The 18,679-nt window shown below is 70.7% G+C and carries 19 protein-coding genes and 1 pseudogene; 8 read left to right on the top strand and 12 right to left on the bottom strand.

All coding sequences use genetic code 11. The features are described 5' to 3' along the window. Positions 1-435: 435 nt before the first annotated feature. Positions 436-728: pseudogene (locus tag ACFV88_RS35025) on the bottom strand (DNA-3-methyladenine glycosylase); the annotation flags it as partial. Between the two features lie 58 nt (positions 729-786). Then, a complete protein-coding gene (locus ACFV88_RS35030; protein WP_385496239.1) occupies positions 787-1,428 on the bottom strand; it encodes a DNA-3-methyladenine glycosylase in 642 nt (213 codons plus the stop codon). 144 nt (positions 1,429-1,572) lie between these two features. Between ACFV88_RS35030 and ACFV88_RS35035 the strand changes: the two genes are divergently transcribed. The 3 genes from ACFV88_RS35035 (at position 1,573) to ACFV88_RS35045 (ending at position 3,714) form a co-directional block, all read left to right on the top strand. Beyond that, entirely contained in the window at positions 1,573-2,355 is a 783-nt protein-coding gene (locus ACFV88_RS35035) for a sporulation protein (RefSeq protein WP_385496240.1), read from the top strand. Positions 2,356-2,404: 49 nt separating this feature from the next. After that, a complete protein-coding gene (locus ACFV88_RS35040; protein ID WP_385496241.1) occupies positions 2,405-2,944 on the top strand; it encodes a YbhB/YbcL family Raf kinase inhibitor-like protein in 540 nt (179 codons plus the stop codon). A gap of 236 nt (positions 2,945-3,180) precedes the next feature. After that, the gene (locus ACFV88_RS35045) at positions 3,181-3,714 is read left to right on the top strand and encodes an HNH endonuclease (protein ID WP_385496242.1); all 534 of its coding nucleotides are present in this window, start codon (positions 3,181-3,183) and stop codon (positions 3,712-3,714) included. Between the two features lie 51 nt (positions 3,715-3,765). Here the strand turns inward: ACFV88_RS35045 and ACFV88_RS35050 are convergent, their stop codons facing one another. From ACFV88_RS35050 to ACFV88_RS35060, 3 genes are all read right to left on the bottom strand, one after another. Then, complete coding sequence (locus ACFV88_RS35050; RefSeq protein ID WP_385496243.1) at positions 3,766-4,710, bottom strand: SPFH domain-containing protein; 945 nt, start codon at positions 4,708-4,710, stop codon at positions 3,766-3,768. A 205-nt stretch (positions 4,711-4,915) separates the two neighbouring features. Beyond that, complete coding sequence (locus tag ACFV88_RS35055) at positions 4,916-5,344, bottom strand: NfeD family protein (RefSeq protein WP_385496244.1); 429 nt, start codon at positions 5,342-5,344, stop codon at positions 4,916-4,918. Between the two features lie 163 nt (positions 5,345-5,507). After that, positions 5,508-6,299 (bottom strand): ABC transporter ATP-binding protein, encoded by a 792-nt coding sequence (locus ACFV88_RS35060; protein ID WP_385496245.1) that lies wholly within the window; start codon positions 6,297-6,299, stop codon positions 5,508-5,510. Positions 6,300-6,418: 119 nt separating this feature from the next. Between ACFV88_RS35060 and ACFV88_RS35065 the strand changes: the two genes are divergently transcribed. Continuing rightward, positions 6,419-7,213 (top strand): hypothetical protein, encoded by a 795-nt coding sequence (locus ACFV88_RS35065; protein WP_385496246.1) that lies wholly within the window; start codon positions 6,419-6,421, stop codon positions 7,211-7,213. Between the two features lie 108 nt (positions 7,214-7,321). Here ACFV88_RS35065 and ACFV88_RS35070 read toward each other — a convergent pair whose 3' ends face one another. From ACFV88_RS35070 to ACFV88_RS35085, 4 genes are all read right to left on the bottom strand, one after another. Further along, positions 7,322-7,561: a chaplin gene (locus tag ACFV88_RS35070; protein WP_385496248.1), complete on the bottom strand. Its 240-nt coding sequence runs from the start codon at positions 7,559-7,561 to the stop codon at positions 7,322-7,324. A 235-nt stretch (positions 7,562-7,796) separates the two neighbouring features. Then, the gene (locus ACFV88_RS35075) at positions 7,797-8,042 is read right to left on the bottom strand and encodes a chaplin (RefSeq protein WP_385496249.1); all 246 of its coding nucleotides are present in this window, start codon (positions 8,040-8,042) and stop codon (positions 7,797-7,799) included. A gap of 228 nt (positions 8,043-8,270) precedes the next feature. Next, positions 8,271-8,912 (bottom strand): response regulator, encoded by a 642-nt coding sequence (locus ACFV88_RS35080; RefSeq protein ID WP_385496250.1) that lies wholly within the window; start codon positions 8,910-8,912, stop codon positions 8,271-8,273. Further along, positions 8,905-10,050 carry a GAF domain-containing sensor histidine kinase gene (locus tag ACFV88_RS35085; protein ID WP_385496251.1) on the bottom strand — a complete coding sequence of 382 codons (1,146 nt, stop codon included), beginning with the start codon at positions 10,048-10,050 and terminating at the stop codon, positions 8,905-8,907. The genes ACFV88_RS35080 and ACFV88_RS35085 overlap by 8 nt, the downstream gene beginning before the upstream one ends. Positions 10,051-10,258: 208 nt before the next feature. Between ACFV88_RS35085 and ACFV88_RS35090 the strand changes: the two genes are divergently transcribed. Both ACFV88_RS35090 and ACFV88_RS35095 read left to right on the top strand, forming a co-directional pair. Next, on the top strand, positions 10,259-10,957 hold the full coding sequence (locus ACFV88_RS35090) for an SDR family NAD(P)-dependent oxidoreductase (RefSeq protein ID WP_385496252.1): 699 nt from the start codon (positions 10,259-10,261) through the stop codon (positions 10,955-10,957). A 527-nt stretch (positions 10,958-11,484) separates the two neighbouring features. After that, positions 11,485-12,207, top strand: a complete 723-nt coding sequence (locus ACFV88_RS35095; protein ID WP_385496254.1) for a transglycosylase SLT domain-containing protein — start codon at positions 11,485-11,487, stop codon at positions 12,205-12,207. Between the two features lie 106 nt (positions 12,208-12,313). Here the strand turns inward: ACFV88_RS35095 and ACFV88_RS35100 are convergent, their stop codons facing one another. Further along, entirely contained in the window at positions 12,314-14,860 is a 2,547-nt protein-coding gene (locus tag ACFV88_RS35100; RefSeq protein ID WP_385496255.1) for an FHA domain-containing protein, read from the bottom strand. A 354-nt stretch (positions 14,861-15,214) separates the two neighbouring features. On the opposite strand from ACFV88_RS35100, the gene serB reads away from it, so the two are divergent. Next, complete coding sequence (gene serB / locus ACFV88_RS35105; protein WP_385496256.1) at positions 15,215-16,423, top strand: phosphoserine phosphatase SerB; 1,209 nt, start codon at positions 15,215-15,217, stop codon at positions 16,421-16,423. Between the two features lie 62 nt (positions 16,424-16,485). On the opposite strand, the gene ACFV88_RS35110 is transcribed toward serB, so the two are convergent. Continuing rightward, positions 16,486-17,358, bottom strand: coding sequence for an alpha/beta fold hydrolase (locus tag ACFV88_RS35110; RefSeq protein ID WP_385496257.1), 873 nt, complete (start codon positions 17,356-17,358; stop codon positions 16,486-16,488). A 91-nt stretch (positions 17,359-17,449) separates the two neighbouring features. Here ACFV88_RS35110 and ACFV88_RS35115 point away from each other — a divergent pair, with 91 nt between their 5' ends. Continuing rightward, positions 17,450-18,007, top strand: a complete 558-nt coding sequence (locus ACFV88_RS35115; RefSeq protein WP_385496258.1) for a TetR/AcrR family transcriptional regulator — start codon at positions 17,450-17,452, stop codon at positions 18,005-18,007. A gap of 101 nt (positions 18,008-18,108) precedes the next feature. Here ACFV88_RS35115 and ACFV88_RS35120 read toward each other — a convergent pair whose 3' ends face one another. Continuing rightward, complete coding sequence (locus ACFV88_RS35120; RefSeq protein ID WP_385496259.1) at positions 18,109-18,633, bottom strand: SixA phosphatase family protein; 525 nt, start codon at positions 18,631-18,633, stop codon at positions 18,109-18,111. Positions 18,634-18,679: the final 46 nt, after the last annotated feature.

Consider the following 18,679-nt stretch of genomic DNA (forward strand, 5'->3'; position numbering starts at 1 on the left):
CAAAGGAACCTCATCACCAAACCGTACGGTCCAGTGACGGGGTATCAACATATCTGGCGTTGACTTTTGGCACGCTGTTGAGTTCTCAAGGAACGAACGCTTCCTTTGTACTCACTCCAGCCATTCGGCTGAGGCTTTCCTCCGGGCGCTTCCCTTCGGTGTTTCCGACTCTATCAGATCTTTTCTGACCCGATTCCCGGCCGGCGGGATTTCCTACTGTTTGCCTTTTGGCCTTGCGGCCTTTCGACATTCACTACGTTAACCGATTCCCTCGGGGACTCATAATCGAGTACCCATGGGCACGAATTTCGGCACGCGAAATTCACGCCCTTTGAGGGGCTGTTGTAGGTAGTGGTTGGCCGCTTCGGGCTACTGGCTGAACGCCGTACCCGGTTCAAGCGGCTCGGGCTACGTTACGGATCGGCCAGGGGGGAGTCAAGTTTGGCGCGTGCGCGGCACACGGGCGCGGTAGGGGCTGACCGTGGGGTCGCCGTCGATCCGGAAACGCCGGGGATGAACCCCTCCTTGGCCGGACACTCCCGTAAGGGGTCCGTTCCTCACCTGGTCGGGAGGGGGTGGGGTACCCCCGAACACGGAAAGCGGGCGTTCCGGCTCGCGCGGGCGTCCATACCGTGGAGGGCCCGGTCGATGTCCAGCGCAGTGGCGAGCCGGGCCGGCTCTTTGGCCAGTTCCTTGTCGTTTCGGGCCGAGAACCTACGGGTGCGGGCCGCTCGCGGAACTCTCGGGACGGCACACCCACAAGCCGCGAGCAGGGCGCACAGCGGCTCAGGATCCGGCGGTCGGCTTGGCTCTCGGGCTCAATCGGTACGCCGAGACCGTCGGATCACCTGCGAGGTAGAACCGGTGTTGCCAGTCGTGGGCCTTGCTCACGCCCACCCGAGGACCGACCTGGATGAGCGCGGCAGGTACCGACTCGCCCTCCGACCACACGACCGAGGTACCGGTCAGCAGGTCTACGCCGTTGTGCTCTGCCGTGATGCCGAGTGCCTGGCAGAAGTTCCCCGGACCTCGGGCAAGCCGTGGGTTCTCGACCCTGTCCCCTCGTCGCTCGCGGGCCAGGTCTTCCCCCGCGATGACCCTGCCGGCCCGGATGAGGACGGCCGAGGCGATGCCGTCCGTCCCGGTGACGATGTTGGCGCACCAGTGGAGGCCGTGGGACCGGTAGACGTACAGGTGTCCTGCGGGTCCGAACATGACGGCGTTACGGGGTGTCCGGCCCCGGTAGGCATGGGACGCCGGGTCATCCGCACCGGAGTACGCCTCGGTCTCCGTGATCACGATGCTCACGGTTCCCTCAGGGGTCTCGAAGGTGAGGACGCTCCCGAGCAGCTTGGGGGCGACCTCTTCCGCAGGGTGGGTGAGGAAGTCCCGGGGCGACGGCCTACGGTCGGGGGGCGGCTCGGTCATGCGCTCCGAGCGTAGTGCACGGGGTGTCCGGTAGAACGGGTCGGTGACCGGGCAGGGACGCGGTTCGGAACCGCTCGTGGCCGGTACGCGTTGGTATGGGTCGAGGATCAATCGTCACAGGCGCTGAGCCTGGGAAGGAGAGTCATGGGGTTCAAGAAGCTGCTCGCGAGTCTGGGCGCCGGTGGTGCTTCGGTCGAGACCGTGCTCACCGAGGTCAATGTGGTGCCCGGCGGAGTGGTGCAGGGTGAGGTCCGCATCCAGGGCGGCTCGGTGAACCAGAAGATCGAGGCGCTCTCGGTCGGCCTCCAGGCCCGGGTCGAGGTGGAGAGCAACGACCAGGAGTACAAGCAGGACATCGAGTTCACCAAGCAGCGGTTGGGCGGGGCCTTCGAGCTCCAGGCCGGTGCGGTGCACGCGGTGCAGTTCGGGTTGGAGATCCCCTGGGAGACCCCGATCACCCACTTCGGGGGCCAGCACCTGCACGGCATGAACATCGGGGTGACCACCGAGCTGGAGATCGCCCGGGCCGTGGACTCCGGCGACCTCGACCCGATCCATGTGCACCCGCTGCCCGCGCAGCAGGCGATCCTGGACGCGTTCGCGCAGCTCGGGTTCCGTTTCAAGAGCGCCGACATGGAGCGGGGCACCATCCGGGGGACGCGGCAGCAGCTCCCCTTCTACCAGGAGATCGAGTTCCTGCCGCCGCAGCAGTACCGCGGGCTGAACCAGGTCGAGCTGAGCTTCGTCACGGACCGCTCGGGGATCGACGTCGTCCTGGAGATGGACAAGAAGCCGGGTCTGTTCGTGGAGAGCAGCGACAGCTTCCGCTCCTTCAAGGTGGCGCTGGACGACTATCAGGGGACGGACTGGGCGGAGTACCTCAACCGCTGGCTGTCGGAGGTCGGCGGCAAGCGCAACTGGTTCTAGGCTCGACGCCGGACGTGTTGCCGTACGCAGAGATCCAGGAGGTACCGAGGTGACCGAGCCCCAGAGGCCGCCGCTCCCGCACGACTTCCACCCGGTCGTGCCCTCGTTCACGGTGGTGAGCGAGGACGTCGTACCGGGCGGAGCACTGAAGGACGCTCAGGTGTACGCGGCCGGGAACAGTTCGCCGCACCTGCGGTGGGAGGGGTTCCCGGCGGACACCCGGAGTTTCGCGGTGACCTGCTTCGACCCGGATGCGCCGACCGGCAGCGGTTTCTGGCACTGGACGGTGTTCGACATCCCCGCTTCGGTGACCGAACTGCCGGCCGGCGCCGGGAGCGGCTCCTTCGCGGGGTTGCCCGCGGGGGCCGTGCAGGTGCGCAACGACTACGGGACGAAGGACTTCGGGGGTGCCGCGCCGCCGCCCGGGGACGGGGCGCACCGGTACGTGTTCACCGTGTACGCGGTGGACCAGGAGACGTTGGGGCCGGACGGGGACGCCTCCCCCGCGGTGGTCGGCTTCCATCTGCGGTTCCACGCCCTGGCGCGGGCGCAGTTGATCGGTGAGTACGCCGACCCCGCGGTGGACTGAGGTCCGCCGGACGGCCCGTTGAAGTCAGGGTTCACGTGACGTTTGCCCGCCTCTGGTCTTGGAAGTGATCAGGGGCGGGCATTTTCGTGTCGTGGGCCGAGGGGTTCGCGGTCGTGCCGCTGGAGTCAGCAGTCCCGGGTACCCGCGGATATTGCGTTGTCCATCTCGTCGGGCCCGGCCAGAGTTGATCCCAGCCCGCCAGGGGGGTGGGCCGGTCCGTACGGGAGGTGGGCGGAGTGCGTGACACGCTGGTCCTCAATGCGAGTTTCGAACCGCTGTCGACGGTGACGCTGCACCGCGCGGTCGTCCTGGTGCTCCAGGACAAGGCGGTCGTGGAGCAGTCCCACCCCGAACTGCGCATGCGTGCGGCGGCCGTGGAGCTTCCGGCGCCGCAGGTGATCCGGCTGTGCAGGTACGTGCGGGTGCCCTTCCGAAGACGGGCTCCGTGGTCACGGCGGGGAGTGCTGGTGCGGGACCGGCACCGGTGCGCGTACTGCGGGCGCAGGGCGACGACCGTGGACCACGTGGTGCCCCGGTCGCGGGGCGGGGCGGACTCCTGGTTGAACACGGTGGCCTCGTGTGCGGAGGACAATCACCGCAAGGCCGACCGCACGCCCGAGCAGGCGGGGATGCCCTTGTTGCGGGAGCCGTTCGAGCCGAGTCCGGCGGACGCGATGTTGTTGGCGTTGGGCCTCGACGAGGAGGTCCTGCCGGCGTGGCTCACGGGGGCTTCCCGGAGTTCGGGCCCGGTGCGGGCCTCCGCCGCGTAGGGCGTGCGGCCGGGGGCGCAGGTGGCGCCCCCGGGGCCGGTTGCTTCGAGGTCAGTCGAGCGAGGGGTTCTCGCGGCGCTCGGTCGGGGTCGCGGGGCTCGGGATGTTCGGGGTCGGGATGCCGCCGCCCAGGTTGCCGAAGGCGCCGGAGAGTCCCTTGAGCGCGTCGCCGATCTCGCTGGGGACGATCCAGAGCTTGTTGGCGTCGCCTTCGGCGATCTTCGGGAGCATCTGGAGGTACTGGTAGGAGAGCAGCTTCTGGTCGGGGTCACCGGCGTGGATGGACTCGAAGACGGTGCGGATGGCCTGGGCCTCGCCCTCCGCGCGCAGGGCCGCGGCCTTGGATTCGCCTTCCGCGCGCAGGATCGCGGACTGCTTCTCGCCTTCGGCGGTGAGGATCTGGGACTGGCGGATGCCCTCGGCGGTGAGGATGGCTGCGCGCTTGTCGCGGTCGGCGCGCATCTGCTTCTCCATCGAGTCCTGGATGGAGGTGGGCGGCTCGATCGCCTTCAGTTCGACGCGGTTGACGCGGATGCCCCACTTGCCGGTGGCGTCGTCGAGGACGCCGCGCAGTGCGGCGTTGATGTCCTCGCGGGAGGTGAGGGTCCGCTCCAGGTCCATGCCGCCGATGATGTTGCGGAGCGTGGTGACGGTGAGCTGCTCGATCGCCTGGATGTAGCTGGCGACCTCGTAGGTGGCGGCGCGGGCGTCGGTGACCTGGTAGTAGATGACCGTGTCGATGTTGACGACCAGGTTGTCCTGGGTGATCACCGGCTGCGGCGGGAACGGCACGACCTGTTCGCGGAGGTCGACCCGGTTGCGGATCGAGTCGATGAACGGGACGACGATGTTGAGACCCGCGTTCAGGGTGCGGGTGTAGCGACCGAACCGCTCGACGATGGCGGCGCTCGCTTGTGGAATGACCTGGATGGTCTTGATCAGGGCGATGAAGACCAGCACCACCAGAATGATCAGGACGATGACGATCGGTCCCATCGTGGCTCCCCGTACCCTTCTTGCCTCGGCGTGTGTGGACGATCGGAGGATTGTCCGGCTACTTGAAGATCTTTCCGGTCGAGTCTGTCAGACGGTCGGCCGGTCCGTGGGGCGTTCCGGCCACCCGGTGGGCCGGTCCGACGGGTCGGCCTGCCGGTTCGCGGGGTTCGTCGGTCCCCCGTTCGTGGGGCGGCCTCGTGGGGCGTCAGATGACGACAGCCGTGGCGCCATCGATCTCCACCACGTCGACCTGTTCCCCCACCGCGTAGGACTGTTCGGCGTGGAGGGAGCGGGCCGACCAGATCTCCCCGGCGAGTTTGATCCGGCCGCCGTTGCCGTCGACCGGTTCCGTCACGACGGCCTGACGTCCCCTCAGGGCGTCGATCCCCGTGGCGGATCCGGACACCTGGGAGCGGTGCCGCGCCGCGATGGGCCGCACCACGGCGAGGAGGGCGACGGAGACGGCGACGAACAGGATGACCTGGAGGACGATGCCTCCGCCGAGTGCCGCCGTCACGGCGCCGGCGACGGCTCCGACCGCGAACATGCCGAACTCCGGCATCGCCGTCATCACGAGCGGAATCCCCAGCGCCACCGCGCCGATCAGCCACCACACCCACGCATCGATGTCCACAGGGTCATGGTAGGACCGCGGGGAGCGTTGCGGCAGGGCTCTTAACCGGGCAGATCGGGCGCTTGTCGGCGTGGCGCGGGGGTTCGGGGCCGTCCCGGGCGCCCCGACCGGTGAACGAGGGTGACGCAGGTGGCCGGTGGGGCGTCCGGGACGGATCGGGGGATCAGGAGAGGGGCAGCCCGTGGGCGGTCCAGCGGTCGCCGCGCTGCTCGACGACGAGCGGAAGGCCGAAACACAGCGACAGGTTGCGGGAGGTGAGTTCGAGTTCGAGCGGGCCGGCGGCCAGCACCTCCCCCTGACGGATCATCAGCACGTGGGTGAAGCCGGGGGCGATCTCCTCGACGTGGTGCGTGACCATGATCATGGACGGGGCGATGGGGTCACGGGCGAGGCGGCCGAGGCGGCGCACCAGGTCCTCGCGACCGCCGAGGTCGAGTCCGGCGGCGGGCTCGTCCAGCAGGAGCAGTTCGGGGTCGGTCATCAGGGCGCGGGCGATCATGGTGCGCTTGCGCTCGCCCTCGGACAGGGTGCCGAACTTGCGCTCGAGGTAGTCGCTCATGCCGAGCCGGTCGAGGAAGGCGCGGGCGCGCTGCTCGTCGACCTCCTCGTAGTCCTCGTGCCAGCCCGCGGTCATGCCGTACGCGGCGGTGAGGACGGTCTGGAGGACCGTCTGGTTCTTGGGGAGCTTCTCCGCCATCGCGATGCCCGCCATGCCGATGCGGGGGCGCAGGTCGAAGACGTCGACCCGGCCGAGTCGATCGCCGAGGATGGTGGCCGTGCCCTTGCTCGGGAAGAGGTAGCTGGACGCGACGTTGAGGAGGGTGGTCTTGCCGGCGCCGTTGGGGCCCAGGATGACCCAACGCTCCCCTTCCTTGACCGACCAGGAGACCTGGTCCACCAGTGCCCGGCCCTCGCGGACCACTGATACGTCCACCAGTTCCAGTACATCGCTCATGAGCGCGTTGTCTCCCATGCAGTTCGGCTGTCGCGTGCGTCGGTGGACGCAGCCCCCGGATAAAACCTACGCCACCTGTCGGGCACGCCGTGCTCGTGGTCGGTCCTTAGGGTGGTCGCATGTTTGCAGAACCACGTTCCGGACGGTTGACGTCCTGGGGAAATGCCTTGTTGGCCGGGTTTGTCGCACCGGATGACGCGGTGGAGGCGGTGGTGGGTGAGGACACCGCGCACCGGGTCGAAGGGATTCCCGGGGAGGTCGGACCCGTCGGGCTGACCTTGGCGCTGGGTCGGTTGCGGGTGCTCGGGGTGACCGGGCTCCGGGTGGCGCTACCGGCGCCCGGTCACCCCTTGGGACTCAGTGGCCCGCCGGAGTTCAACGAGGCCGCGCTGGACGCCGGGGAGGCGGTGATCTGTCGGGGCGCGGCGCTGGGGTTCGTGCCGGAGGTGTTCGAGGCGGGGCCCGCGGGGGACGTCCGGGTCGACGTGCTCTGGCGGTGCCGGCCGGTCCGGGAGGCGCCGCCGGCGGACGTGCCCTCGCTGGGGGAGGCGGAGCGGGAGCTCGCGGAGGCCCTGCGCGAGGCCACCGGGGCGCTGTCGCGGCTCGACGTGGCCGGCGCGGGTCCGGTGGCGGAGGCGGCCGTGGACGCGTACCGGGCGCGGGCCGAACGGGGGCGCGAGCTGTTGGCGCCGGGGTACCCGCCGCGCGCGGTACGGGTGTTGGAGCTGGCGCAGCGGGTGGGTCTGCTGGTGTCCGTGGCCGAGGAGCACGCCCACGAGCACCGGACCGGAGGCGCGGTCAGCGCGTCCGAACTGGCTGCGCGGGACGCGGTGTTGCGTCCGGTGGAGCGGACGGCCCGGCGGGCGCAAGTGGCGGCGTACAACGCGTACGTGGAGGCTCGGGAGAGCGGCTGAGGCCGCGCGCCCCGGCGACCGGGTCGGCGGGGCCGTACGGGTGACGGCGGCGGCCTCCGAAACCACCACGGGTCTCGGAGGCCGCCGTCAGCCGTGCGTGACCTCAGGTCACTGGTTCACGCCGGTGTTGCCGAACGCCGGGTTCAGCAGGCCGATCACGTTGATGGTGTTGCCGACGACGTTCACGGGAACGTTGACGGGCACCTGGATGACGTTGCCCGAGGCGACGCCCGGGGAGTGGGCGGCGACGGCTCCGGCACCCGCGTCGGCGACGGCTGCGCCGGCCGAGGCGCCGGCGGCCATGCCGGCGGCGGCGACGGCCAGGACGGCCTTCTTCGCGATCTTCATGAATGTTCCTCCTGGGTGAGCGTGGCGACCCGGCCGCGGGTCGCACGCTGAGAACGTGCGCCCCCCGACGACGACACGGGGTGCCACGGCGTTCGGCCCGATCGGAGTAATAGGCAGATGTACGGACCGTCGGACTGCGGGTCGGCGGGGACGGAGCCGGCCACCGGGGTTCCGCGGTCCGGCGTGCGACCGGCCCCCGTCACGCCGGGACCGATCGCACGGGGGACGGGCCGACTCAGTGGTTGATGCCGGTGTTGCCGAAGGCGGGGTTCAGCAGGCCGATGACGTTCACGGTGTTGCCGACGACGTTCACCGGAACGTGGATCGGGGCCTGCACGACGTTGCCGGAGCCGACGCCCGGGGAGTGCACGGCCTGGCCGCTCGCGTGCGCACCACCGGTGGCGGAGGCGATGCCCGTACCGGCGGCGACCAATCCACCAGCCACCATCGTCACGGCCGCGACACGCTTCAGGTTCTTCACTTCTCGCTCCTCCTTGGTCCGCCGCGACCGATCGTCGCGACACACCCGGATGAACGGGACGCACCGCACGGGGGATACGCCGTTCGAGTGACATCCACCCGACAGTATGAATCTCATTCCGGAAGGGAACCGGTCATGGGCGCGCCCCGTGGCGAGCGCCGGGGTGCGCCCCCTGGTCGGGTGAAGCAGGGCGCCGCTGGTCAGGGCGGGTGCGGGGCGGGCCGCCCCTCAGGCCAGCTCGTGCCGCACGGCCCAGAGGGCGGCCTGGGTGCGGTCGGCGAGGTCGAGCTTCATGAGGATGTTCGACACATGGGTCTTCACCGTCTTCTCGGAGAGGACGAGGGCCCGGGCGATCTCACGGTTGGAACGGCCGTCGGCGATCAGGGAGAGCACCTCCCGCTCCCGTTCGGTCAGGGAACCCGCGCGGCCCTGGCCGCCGCCGGTGCCCTCCTGGGTGAGCAGCGCGTCGGCGACCTCCGGTTGGAGGAGCACGTGGCCGGCGTGGACCGAGCGGATGGCGCCGGCGAGGGCGTCCGGGTCGACGTCCTTGTAGACGTACCCCGCGGCACCGGCCCTGAGGGCGGGCACGACCGTGCGCTGCTCGGTGAAGCTCGTGACGACGAGCACCCGCGCGGGGTTGGCCAGCTCGCGCAGCCGGCGCAGGGCCTCCACCCCGTCCATGCCGGGCATCTTGACGTCCATCAGGATGACGTCGGGCCCCAGCTCCTCGGCCCGGGCGACGCCCTCGGCACCGTCGGCGGCCTCGCCGACCACCTCGATGTCCCCCTGGACCTCCAGGAAGGTGCGCAGGCCCCGGCGGACGACCTGGTGGTCGTCCACGAGGAGCACGCGGATGCTCTTGTCAGCCACCGGGGACCTCCATCTTGATCGTCGTGCCCTTGCCGGGCTCCGATGCCACGGTCAGCGTTCCACCGACGCCGTCGGTGCGGTCCCGCATGGACACCAGCCCGAGGTGGCGCCCGGCCCGGCGGACGGCCCGTGGGTCGAAGCCCACGCCGTCGTCGACGACGAGGAGGACGGCGCCCCGCTCGTGCGGGTCGAGCCGGACGTCCACCCGCTGCGCGCCGGAGTGGCGCAGGGCGTTGTGCAGGGCCTCCTGCGCGACCCGCAGCACCGCTTCCTCCTGGGAGGCGGGCAGGGCCCGCGGGAGGTGGCCGTGGTAGGTGACGCGGGCGGAGTGGGCACGGTCGAGTACCTGGGTGTGGGTGCGCAGGGTGGCCACCAGGCCGTCCTCGTCCAGCGCGGCGGGGCGCAGCTCGACGACGGCGGCCCGCAGCTCCTCGGCGGCCTCGGCGGCGAGGGCCGCGACCTGCGTCAGCTCGTCCTTGGCCCGCACGGGATCGCGGTCGACGAGGGCGGTGGCGGCCTGGGCGGTCAGCCGCAGCGAGAACAGCTTCTGGCTGACCGCGTCGTGCAGCTCGTGCGCGAGGCGGGAGCGTTCCTCGGCGATGGTCAGTTCCCGGCTGCGCTCGTAGAGGCGGGCGTTGGTGAGGGCGATCGCGGCGTGCTGGGCGAGCATCGTGAGGAGGTCCTCGTCGTCCTGGGTGAAGCCGCAGCTGCCCTGGGGCGCGGGATGGTTCTTGTTGGCGAGGAACAGCGCGCCCATGATCTCGTCGCCGTCCCGGATCGGCATGCCCAGGAAGTCGGACATGTCGGGGTGGGTGACCGGCCAGCCCTCGAAGCGGGGGTCCTTGCGGACGTCGGCGAGGCGCTCGGTGCCGGCGTCCCTGAGCATGGCCGCGAGGATGCCGTGCTGGCGGGGCAGCGGGCCGATGGCGCGCCACTGCTCGTCGCTGACGCCGTCGACCACGAACTGGGCGAACCCGCCGTGGTCGTCGGGGACGCCCAGGGCGGCGTACTGGGCGTCCAGCAGTTCGCGGGCGGAGGCCACGATGGTCTTGAGGACGTCGCGCACCTCAAGATGCCTGCTCATGGCCAGCAACGCGGAGCTGACCGCGTAGAGGCCGGATCGTGGGCCGTGACTCATGTGTTCACCGTACCGGCGGGGGGCGTGGGCGGTATCCGACGGCCGGTGGCGAAGGGGTAGGGCAGGGGTCCTAGGCCCAAGGGACCCGGGTCTTGCGCCCGACGTCCGAGGCGGACCGGGCGGTGGGGTTCCTACGGTGGACCGCGCGGGTGCGAGCAGTGGGGCGCACCGGCGGACGACAGTGGACCAGAGCGGGGAGCCGACCGGCATGGCAGTGGCGATCATCACGGGGGCGTCGAAGGGCCTGGGGCGGGCCTTGGCGTTGGCACTGGCCCGGCGGGGCTGGGACCTGGTGCTGAACGCCCGGACGCCACAGGTCCTGGAACGGACCGCCCAGGACGTGCGCACGCACGGCAGGCGGGTGACGGCGCTGCCCGGCGACGTGACGGACGCCGCCCACCGGAGGGACCTGGTGGCTGCGGCCGGGGCGCTGGGCGGACTGGACCTGCTGGTGAACAACGCGAGCGTGCTGGGGGCCCAGCCGCTGGTGCGGCTGGACGCCCACCCGCTGGCGGGGCTGCGGCACGCGCTGGAGGTGAACGTGGTGGCCGCGCTGGGGCTGGTGCAGGAGGCGCTGCCGCTGTTGCGTCAGGCGCCGGCGGGCACGGTGATCGCCCTGAGTTCCGAGGCGGCGGCCGAGCCGTTCGAGACGTGGGGCGGGTACGGGGCGTCCAAGGCGGCGCTGGACCAGCTGGCGGCCGTGCTGGCGGTGGAGGAGCCGGGGCTGCGGGTGTGGGCCGTGGATCCGGGGGACATGCGGACCGACCTGTACCGCTCGGCGGCGCCCGAGGAGGACGAGGAGGGGCGCCCGCTGCCGGAGCAGGTGGTGCCGGCCTTCCTGCGTCTGTTGGACGGCCGGGCGCCCAGTGGGCGGTACGGCGCCCCGGCGCTGCTGGAGCAGCGGTGACGCCCTGCGGAGGGTGACGGCCCGGGTTGCGGGACGGGCGGAACCGGGGCATCGCGCGTGCGCGAGGTGTAAGAGGAGCGAGCGGGCGTGGAGGAGCGGGAGGGGCGAGGGGGCAAGGGGGTGAGGGGGTCGCGGAGCAGTGGATCGGCCCGGGGAACGAAGGCGGGGACGGTCGGCTTCTCCTGGGGGACGAAGTACCTCACGGTGAGGATTGCTTCCGCAACAATCAGTGAGATGGCGGGGGGCGGGGTGTGAGCCCCGGCATAGGACGCACATCACGTACGAACGCGCCTAGTGGTTCACCCTCAGGCTCTTGAACGGGGATGACTCCCGATTCGGGCGACTCGTCCACCCCCCTGATCCACTATCCGGCTTCGTACGTCACATGATTGCCAGCGAATTTTGCGGGAGCTAAGAATGGCTGCCGTCGCTCGGCGCCGCGGGAGTTTGCCCGCGGCGTTTGTGTCGGAAACACCCTGTCCCCTGCCGGGCCACGAGCGACCTCCGCTACTCGAAGAGGTCCCACCATGCCGAAGAACAGCTCTGCCTCCGGTGAACGGCGTACGACGCTGACCCGGATCCACAAGTTCTCCATCGCCGGTGTCGCGACCCTCGGTGCTGCGGCCCTCGCTCTCACCCTGGTCCCGGCCGACGCCTCCGACGCCCCCGTGACCGAGGCCGCCCCCGCGGCCTTCCAGAACAAGCAGAAGATCGAGGACGTCCGGGCCGACGTCACCGACCAGCGGGCTGCGGCCGACCAGAAGGTCAAGGCCGCCGCCGACCGTCTGAAGGCCCAGCGCGACGCCGAGGCGAAGAAGGCCGTCGACGCGGCGAAGGCCGACCGGGCCGCCGGGTCCAAGGCCGCGGCGGAGCAGTCGCGCGAGCAGTCGACGGCCGCGAGCCGCACCTCCGCCCGGACCGTGCTCTACGCGAACAACCTCGACGGCTGGATCCGCGAGTCGCTCGACGTCATGAAGAAGAACAGCATCCCGGGTTCGTACAACGGTCTGTACCGCAACATCATCCGGGAGTCGAGCGGCAACCCGCGCGCCATCAACCTGTGGGACATCAACGCCCGCAACGGCATCCCGTCGAAGGGCCTGCTCCAGGTCATCCCGCCGACCTTCAACGCGTACCACGTGTCGGGCACGCCGTACGACATCTACCACCCGGTCTCGAACATCACCGCCGCCGCCAACTACGCGGCCGACCGGTACGGCTCGATCGACAACGTCTTCGGCGCCTACTGATCCCCCGGGGACCCCACGGCCCCCGGCCGTGACGACGCCGAGGGCGGCACCCGCACTGGTGCCGCCCTCGGCGTCGTCGTGTTTCGGTGCCCGTCGGGGCACCGGGTCACTTGCGCATGACCTCCGGCTCGTGGCGCCGCAGGAAGCGGGCCACCAGAACGCCGCAGAGGGCGCCGAGGGCGAGCAGGGCGCCCATGTCGAGCAGCCAGGTGCCCCCGTCGTGGTCCCACAGCGGGTCGGTGCTGCCGGGGTCGTCGGTGTTCGGGTTGACCCGGTTGAAGTCGAGGCTGGCCCCGGCCGCGGCGACCGCCCAGCGCGAGGGCATCAGGTAGGAGAGTTCGTTGACGCCCACGGTGCCGTGCAGGGTGAACAGACAACCCGTGAACACGATCTGGATGATCGCAAACATCACGAGCAGGGGCATGGTCTTCTCGGCGGTCTTGACCAGCGCGGAGATGATCAGGCCGAACATCATCGAGGCGAAGCCGAGCGCCATGATCGGCAGCGACAGTTCGAGCAGGACGAGTCCGCCCAGGACGACGCCCTCCTCGGGGACGTCACGCAGGGTGAAGCCGATGCCTCCGACGATCGCGCCCTGGAGCACGGTGATCATGCCGAGCACGATGACCTTGGACATCAGGTACGCGGAGCGTGACAGTCCGGTCGCACGCTCCCGTTCGTAGATGACGCGTTCCTTGATCAGCTCGCGGACCGAGTTCGCGGCGCCCGCCAGGCAGGCGCCGACGGCGAGGATCAGCAGGACCGTCGCCGCGGTGCCGTTGGGCACCGGCCGGCCGTCCGCGGCGGGCGGGTTCGGCAGCAGGTCCTGGTCGGCGTTGATGAGCAGGCTCACCGCGCCGAGGACGGCCGGAAGGACCAGCATCAGGGCCATGAAACCCTTGTCGGAGGCGATCACCGACAGGTACCTGCGGATCAGGGTGAGCAGCTGTGAGCCCCAGCTCTGCGGCTTCGGCGGGCGCACCACCTGGCGGGACGGGGGCTGCGCCGACTGGGGTGCGACGGCGTCGATGTCCGCCGCGTACATCTGGTAGTGCTGGGAGCCCTTCCAGCGGCCCGCCCAGTCGTAGTCGCGGTAGTTCTCGAAGGCGGAGAACACATCGGCCCAGGTGTCGTAGCCGAAGAAGTTCAGGGCCTCCTCGGGCGGGCCGAAGTAGGCGACGGAACCGCCGGGTGCCATCACGAGCAGCTTGTCGCAGAGGGCGAGCTCCGCCACCGAGTGGGTCACCACGAGCACGGTCCGGCCGTCGTCGGCGAGTCCGCGCAGCAACTGCATGACGTCGCGGTCCATGCCGGGGTCGAGCCCGGAGGTCGGCTCGTCCAGGAAGATCAGCGAGGGCTTGGTCAACAGTTCCAGGGCCACCGAGACCCGCTTGCGCTGACCGCCGGAGAGGGAGGTGATCCTCTTGTTCTTGTGGAGGTCGAGCTTCAGCTCGCGCAGCACCTCGCCGATGCGCTGTTCGCGTTCCTGTTCGCTGGTGTCGGCGGGGAACCGCAGCTTCGCCGCGTAGCGGAGCGCCTTCCGGACGGTCAGTTCCTTGTGCAGGATGTCGTCCTGCGGGACCAGACCGATGCGCTGGCGCAGCTCGGCGAACTGCTTGTAGAGGTTCCGGTGGTCGTAGAGGACGTCGCCCCGGTCGGCGGGCCGGTAGCCGGTGAGTGCCTTGAGCAGGGTCGACTTGCCGGAACCCGACGGTCCGATGACGGCGATCAGCGACTTCTCCGGAACCCCGAAGGACACGTCCTTGAGGATCTGCTTGCCGCCGTCGACGGTGACCGTCAGATGGCGGGCCGAGAAGGACACCTCGCCGGTGTCGACGAACTCCTCCAGCCGGTCCCCGACCAGCCGGAACGTGGAGTGGCCGACGCCGATGATGTCGGTGGGGCCGAGCAGGGCGCGTCCGCCCTTGGCTATCGGCATGCCGTTGAGGTAGGTGCCGTTGTGCGAGCCGAGGTCACGGATCTCGAACCGGCCGTCGGGCGTGGCGTGGAACTCCGCGTGGTTCCGGGAGACCTGGAGGTCGGAGACGACCAGTTCGTTCTCCAGTGCACGACCGATGCGCATGACCCGGCCGAGGGCGAACTGGTGGAACGAGGTGGGGCTGCGGTCGCCGTGGGCCGGGGGGGCTCCCGCGGCCCCGCCCGCGCCCGGTCCCTGCTGCTGCGGCACCCCGTGCCCGGGCGGCTGCTGTGCCGGCTGTTGGTGGGCCGGCTGCTGCTGGGGCGGCTGCTGCTGCCAACCGTGCTCGGGTCCGCCCTGGGGCTGGTGGGCGGACGGTTGCTGCTGGTCGGCCCACCCCTGGTGTGCGGGCGCGGTGCCCTGGGCCTGCCGCGGCACGGCGGCGGCGTCCCTCAGGTCGACCCGGGGACCGTCGGTCCCGTTGCCGAGGTGCACGGCCGAGCCGGGGCCGATCTCCATCTGGTGGACGCGGTGTCCCTGCACGAAGGTGCCGTTGGTGCTGCCGTGGTCCTCGACGACCCAGGTCCGACCGTTCCAGCTGATCGTTGCGTGCCGCCAGGAGACCCTGGCGTCATCGAGCACGATGTCCCCCTGCGGATCACGTCCGAGGGTCCACGGTCTGGACGGGTCGAGCGTCCAGGTCCGTCCGTTCACTTCCAGTACGAGTTCCGGCACTCCATGCCCCACTGATGTGTCCCCCGATGTTCCCCCGTCATGGGGAGTCCTAGGGATGTCGAACAATGTGGGGAACTATTCCAGGCCCGGCCCCGGAATCGAAAGTCGGGCGGTGCGAAGTGCGTGGACGGGCCATGGTGCCGGGCCCGTTGGCGGATGCGGGCCGGGTCGTGCAGCGGTGGTCCCCCGGTGCCCGCGGATCGGCCCGGCCGGGTGCGGGGCGGTGCGGCGGCAGAGGGTCCAGCGCTGGTGGGGAGGGGCGCGGGGCTCGTGAGCCGGGCGCGGACGCGGGAACTGTCCGCTCCCCGGACCACCCACGCGCCCGGCTTCCCGGCCGGCTACCGTGGAAGGACCATGAGCGCTTCGCACACCTCAGACGATCCCACCCTCCTGGTCAAGATCTTCGGCAAGGACCGGCCCGGTCTCACTGCCGGACTGTTCGACACCCTCGCCGCCTACTCCGTCGACGTGGTCGACATCGAGCAGGTCGTCACCCGTGGCCGCATCACGCTGTGCGCGCTCGTCACCGAGCCCTCGCAGGGCCGCGCCGGCGATCTGCGGGCCACCGTCCACGGCTGGGCCGAGTCCATGAAGATGCAGGCCGAGATCATCTCCGGCCGCGGGGACAACCGGCCGCGCGGGCTCGGACGTTCGCACGTGACCGTCCTCGGGCACCCGCTGACCGCCCGGTCGACCGCGGGCATAGCGGCCCGGATCACCGCCACCGGCGGCAACATCGACCGCATCTTCCGACTGGCCAAATATCCGGTGACCGCGGTGGAGTTCGCGGTGTCGGGCGTGGCGACGGAGGCACTGCGGACCGAGTTGGCGACGGCGTCCGCGGCACTGGACGTCGATGTCGCCGTGGTGGCCGCGGGGCTGCACCGGCGGGCGCAGCGGCTGGTCGTGATGGACGTGGACTCCACGTTGATCCAGGACGAGGTCATCGAGCTGTTCGCCGCGCACGCCGGGTGCGAGGCGGAGGTCGCCGAGGTCACGGCCGCCGCGATGCGCGGGGAGCTCGACTTCGAACAGTCGTTGCACGCCCGGGTCGCCCTGTTGGCGGGGCTCGACGCGTCGGTGGTGGAGAAGGTCCGGGCCGAGGTGCGGCTGACGCCCGGCGCGCGGACCCTGATCCGGACGCTGAAGCGGCTGGGGTACCAGGTGGGCGTGGTGTCGGGCGGGTTCACCCAGGTCACCGATGACCTGCAGGAGCGGCTCGGGCTGGACTTCGCTCAGGCCAACACCCTGGAGATAGTCGACGGCAAGCTGACCGGACGGGTCACGGGCGAGATCGTGGACCGGGCGGGCAAGGCGCGGCTGCTGCGGCGGTTCGCCGCGGAGGCCGGGGTGCCGCTGGCGCAGACCGTGGCGATCGGCGACGGCGCGAACGACCTGGACATGCTGAACGCGGCGGGACTCGGGGTCGCGTTCAATGCGAAGCCCGTGGTCCGGGAGGCCGCGCACACGGCGGTCAACGTGCCGTTCCTCGACACCGTGCTCTACCTCCTCGGGGTGTCCCGCGAAGAGGTCGAGTCGGCGGACTCCGCGGCCGCGGAGTGAGGTTCGCCGACTGAGGTCCCCGGCCGGTCCGGGCGGAGCACGGCCGAGGTACAGCGGTCGGCTCACTTCGCCCGGCGGTCGAGGAAGTCGCGCACCAGGGCCGCGATCTCCGGTCCGTGCGTCTCCAGCGCGAAGTGACCGGCGTCCAAGAGGTGGATCTCGGCGTCCGGGAGGTCCCGTGCGAACGCCTCGGCTCCGGCGGGTCCGAAGATCTCGTCGCCGCGTCCCCACACGGCGAGCAGCGGGGGCCGGTGGGTGCGGAAGTACTCTTGGAAGTCCGGGTACCGGTCCAGGTTGAACTGGTAGTCCCAGAAGAGTTGGAGTTGGACCTCCTTGTTGCCCGGCCGGTCCAGGCCGGCCTGGTCCAGGGTCCAGGTCTCCGGGCCCACCCGGTCGAGGCGGTCGGCGGGGACGCCGTGGGTGTACTGCCAGCGGGTGGCCCCGGCGGTCAGCAGTTCGCGCACCTCCCCCTCGTGGGCCGCGCGGTCCCGGGCGTGCGCGAAGAGCACGTCCCAGAAGGGCGTGAAGCCCTCCAGGTAGGCGTTTCCGCTCTGGGTGACGAGCGCGGTGACCCGCTCGGGGTGGCGGGAGGCGATCCGCAGTCCGATGGGCGCGCCGTAGTCCTGGAGGTAGAGGGCGAAGCGGTCGATCCCGAGTCGGTCGAGCAGCGCGAGCGTGATCTCGGTGAGCTTGTCGAAGCCGTACGGGAAGGCGTCGACGGCGGGCGCGGCGGAGGCGCCGAAGCCGATGTGGTCGGGGGCGATCAGATGGAAGGAGTCGGCCAGTTCGGCCATCAGTTGGCGGTACATGTGCGAGCTGGACGGGAAGCCGTGCAGCAGGACGAGCGTGGGGCGGGCGGGATCGCCGGCCTCCCGGTAGAAGACCTCCAGGCCGTCCAGGGTCTCGGTGCGGGCGCGCAGGGCGAAGCTGGGCATGGGACCTCCCCGTCAAGGTGGAGAACGATCGTTCTCCCTCTGCCTCGTAGAGTAGGAGAACGATGGTTTTCCAGCAAGGGGTGAGCGAACGATGGATGCGGACACCGCTGAGCTGAGGCTCCTGGAGGCGGCCGAGGGACTCTTCGACGAGCGCGGGGTGCAGGCCGTCGGCATGGACGCCATCCGCACCGCGTCGGGCGTCTCCCTCAAACGGCTCTACCAGCTGTTCCCCTCCAAGGACCATCTGGTCTGGGCCGTCCTGAACCGTCGCGACGCGGCCGTGCGGGAAGCCATCGCCGCCCACGGGGCCGCCCGCGCCGACACCCCGTACGCACGGGCGCTCGCGGTCTTCGACTACCTGGGCGAGTGGTTCGCCGACCCGGGCTTCCGCGGCTGTGCCTTCATCAACACCTTCGGCGAGATGGGCGGCATCTCGCCGGACGTCGCCGAGATCGCGCGCGGCCACAAGCAGGCGTTGCGGCAGTACTTCGCCGAGCAGACCGACGCCCTCGGCGCTCCCCCGGAGCTCGCCGACCAGTTGGCCCTGCTCGCCAACGGCGCCATGGTCGTCGCGGGCATCAACGGCTCCCCGGAGCCGGCGGCGCAGGCCAAGGGCGCGGCACGGGTCCTCCTCGACACGGCCCGCTGACCGCGGACGGGGTCGCGCCCGGGCAGCCCGCACGCCCCGGCGACCGGGTCGGCGGGGTCTAGGGGGCCGTAGCGGTGGACTGCGGCCCGAAGCGCCAGGGGCTAGCGGGGCTCGCCGGGGGCCCAGTAGTCGGCGAGCGTGGCCGTTCCGGGTTCGAGGGCCTTCCAGGCGCCCTCGAAGGTGAGGACGGCGAACGCGGCGGTCGGGAAGCCGCGGCGGCCCAGCCGTTCGGCGGCGTCGCCCTCGGCCGACCCGGCGAGGACCTCGGTCACTCCCTGGGCCCCCGGGTTGTGCCCGATCACGACGACGTTGCGCGCGTCGTCCGGAAGCTCGTTGAACAGGGCGATCAGCTCGCCGGGGGACGCCTCGTAGATCCGCTCCTCGTACACCGTCCGGGGCCGGTGCCCGAGCTCGTGGACGGCCAGCTTCCACGTCTCGCGGGTCCGGGCCGCGGTGGAGCAGAGTGCCAGGTCCAGCGGAATGCCCGAGTCCGCGAGCTTGCGCCCGGCGACGGGGGCGTCCTTCCGGCCGCGCTCGGCGAGCGGACGCTCGTGGTCGGCGAGGTCGGGCCAGTCGGCCTTGGCGTGCCGGAAAACGACGATCCTGCGGGGTTCTGCGACGCTCATGCGGTCAAGCTTCGCACGAAACCCGCCACGTGGCGCAGGGAGTTGA

It is taken from the genome of Streptomyces sp. NPDC059816, assembly GCF_042732055.1.
Taxonomy (GTDB): domain Bacteria; phylum Actinomycetota; class Actinomycetes; order Streptomycetales; family Streptomycetaceae; genus Streptomyces.

Coding starts and splice junctions, on each gene's coding strand:
- ACFV88_RS35090 (WP_385496252.1), top strand. CDS start 10,259: ATGGCAGTGGCGATCATCACGGGGGCGTCGAAGGGCCTGGGGCGGGCC.
- ACFV88_RS35050 (WP_385496243.1), bottom strand. CDS start 4,710: ATGGGACCGATCGTCATCGTCCTGATCATTCTGGTGGTGCTGGTCTTC.
- ACFV88_RS35030 (WP_385496239.1), bottom strand. CDS start 1,428: ATGACCGAGCCGCCCCCCGACCGTAGGCCGTCGCCCCGGGACTTCCTC.
- ACFV88_RS35120 (WP_385496259.1), bottom strand. CDS start 18,633: ATGAGCGTCGCAGAACCCCGCAGGATCGTCGTTTTCCGGCACGCCAAG.
- ACFV88_RS35115 (WP_385496258.1), top strand. CDS start 17,450: ATGGATGCGGACACCGCTGAGCTGAGGCTCCTGGAGGCGGCCGAGGGA.
- ACFV88_RS35085 (WP_385496251.1), bottom strand. CDS start 10,050: ATGAGTCACGGCCCACGATCCGGCCTCTACGCGGTCAGCTCCGCGTTG.
- ACFV88_RS35095 (WP_385496254.1), top strand. CDS start 11,485: ATGCCGAAGAACAGCTCTGCCTCCGGTGAACGGCGTACGACGCTGACC.
- ACFV88_RS35035 (WP_385496240.1), top strand. CDS start 1,573: ATGGGGTTCAAGAAGCTGCTCGCGAGTCTGGGCGCCGGTGGTGCTTCG.
- ACFV88_RS35110 (WP_385496257.1), bottom strand. CDS start 17,358: ATGCCCAGCTTCGCCCTGCGCGCCCGCACCGAGACCCTGGACGGCCTG.
- serB (WP_385496256.1), top strand. CDS start 15,215: ATGAGCGCTTCGCACACCTCAGACGATCCCACCCTCCTGGTCAAGATC.
- ACFV88_RS35070 (WP_385496248.1), bottom strand. CDS start 7,561: ATGAAGATCGCGAAGAAGGCCGTCCTGGCCGTCGCCGCCGCCGGCATG.
- ACFV88_RS35060 (WP_385496245.1), bottom strand. CDS start 6,299: ATGAGCGATGTACTGGAACTGGTGGACGTATCAGTGGTCCGCGAGGGC.
- ACFV88_RS35065 (WP_385496246.1), top strand. CDS start 6,419: ATGTTTGCAGAACCACGTTCCGGACGGTTGACGTCCTGGGGAAATGCC.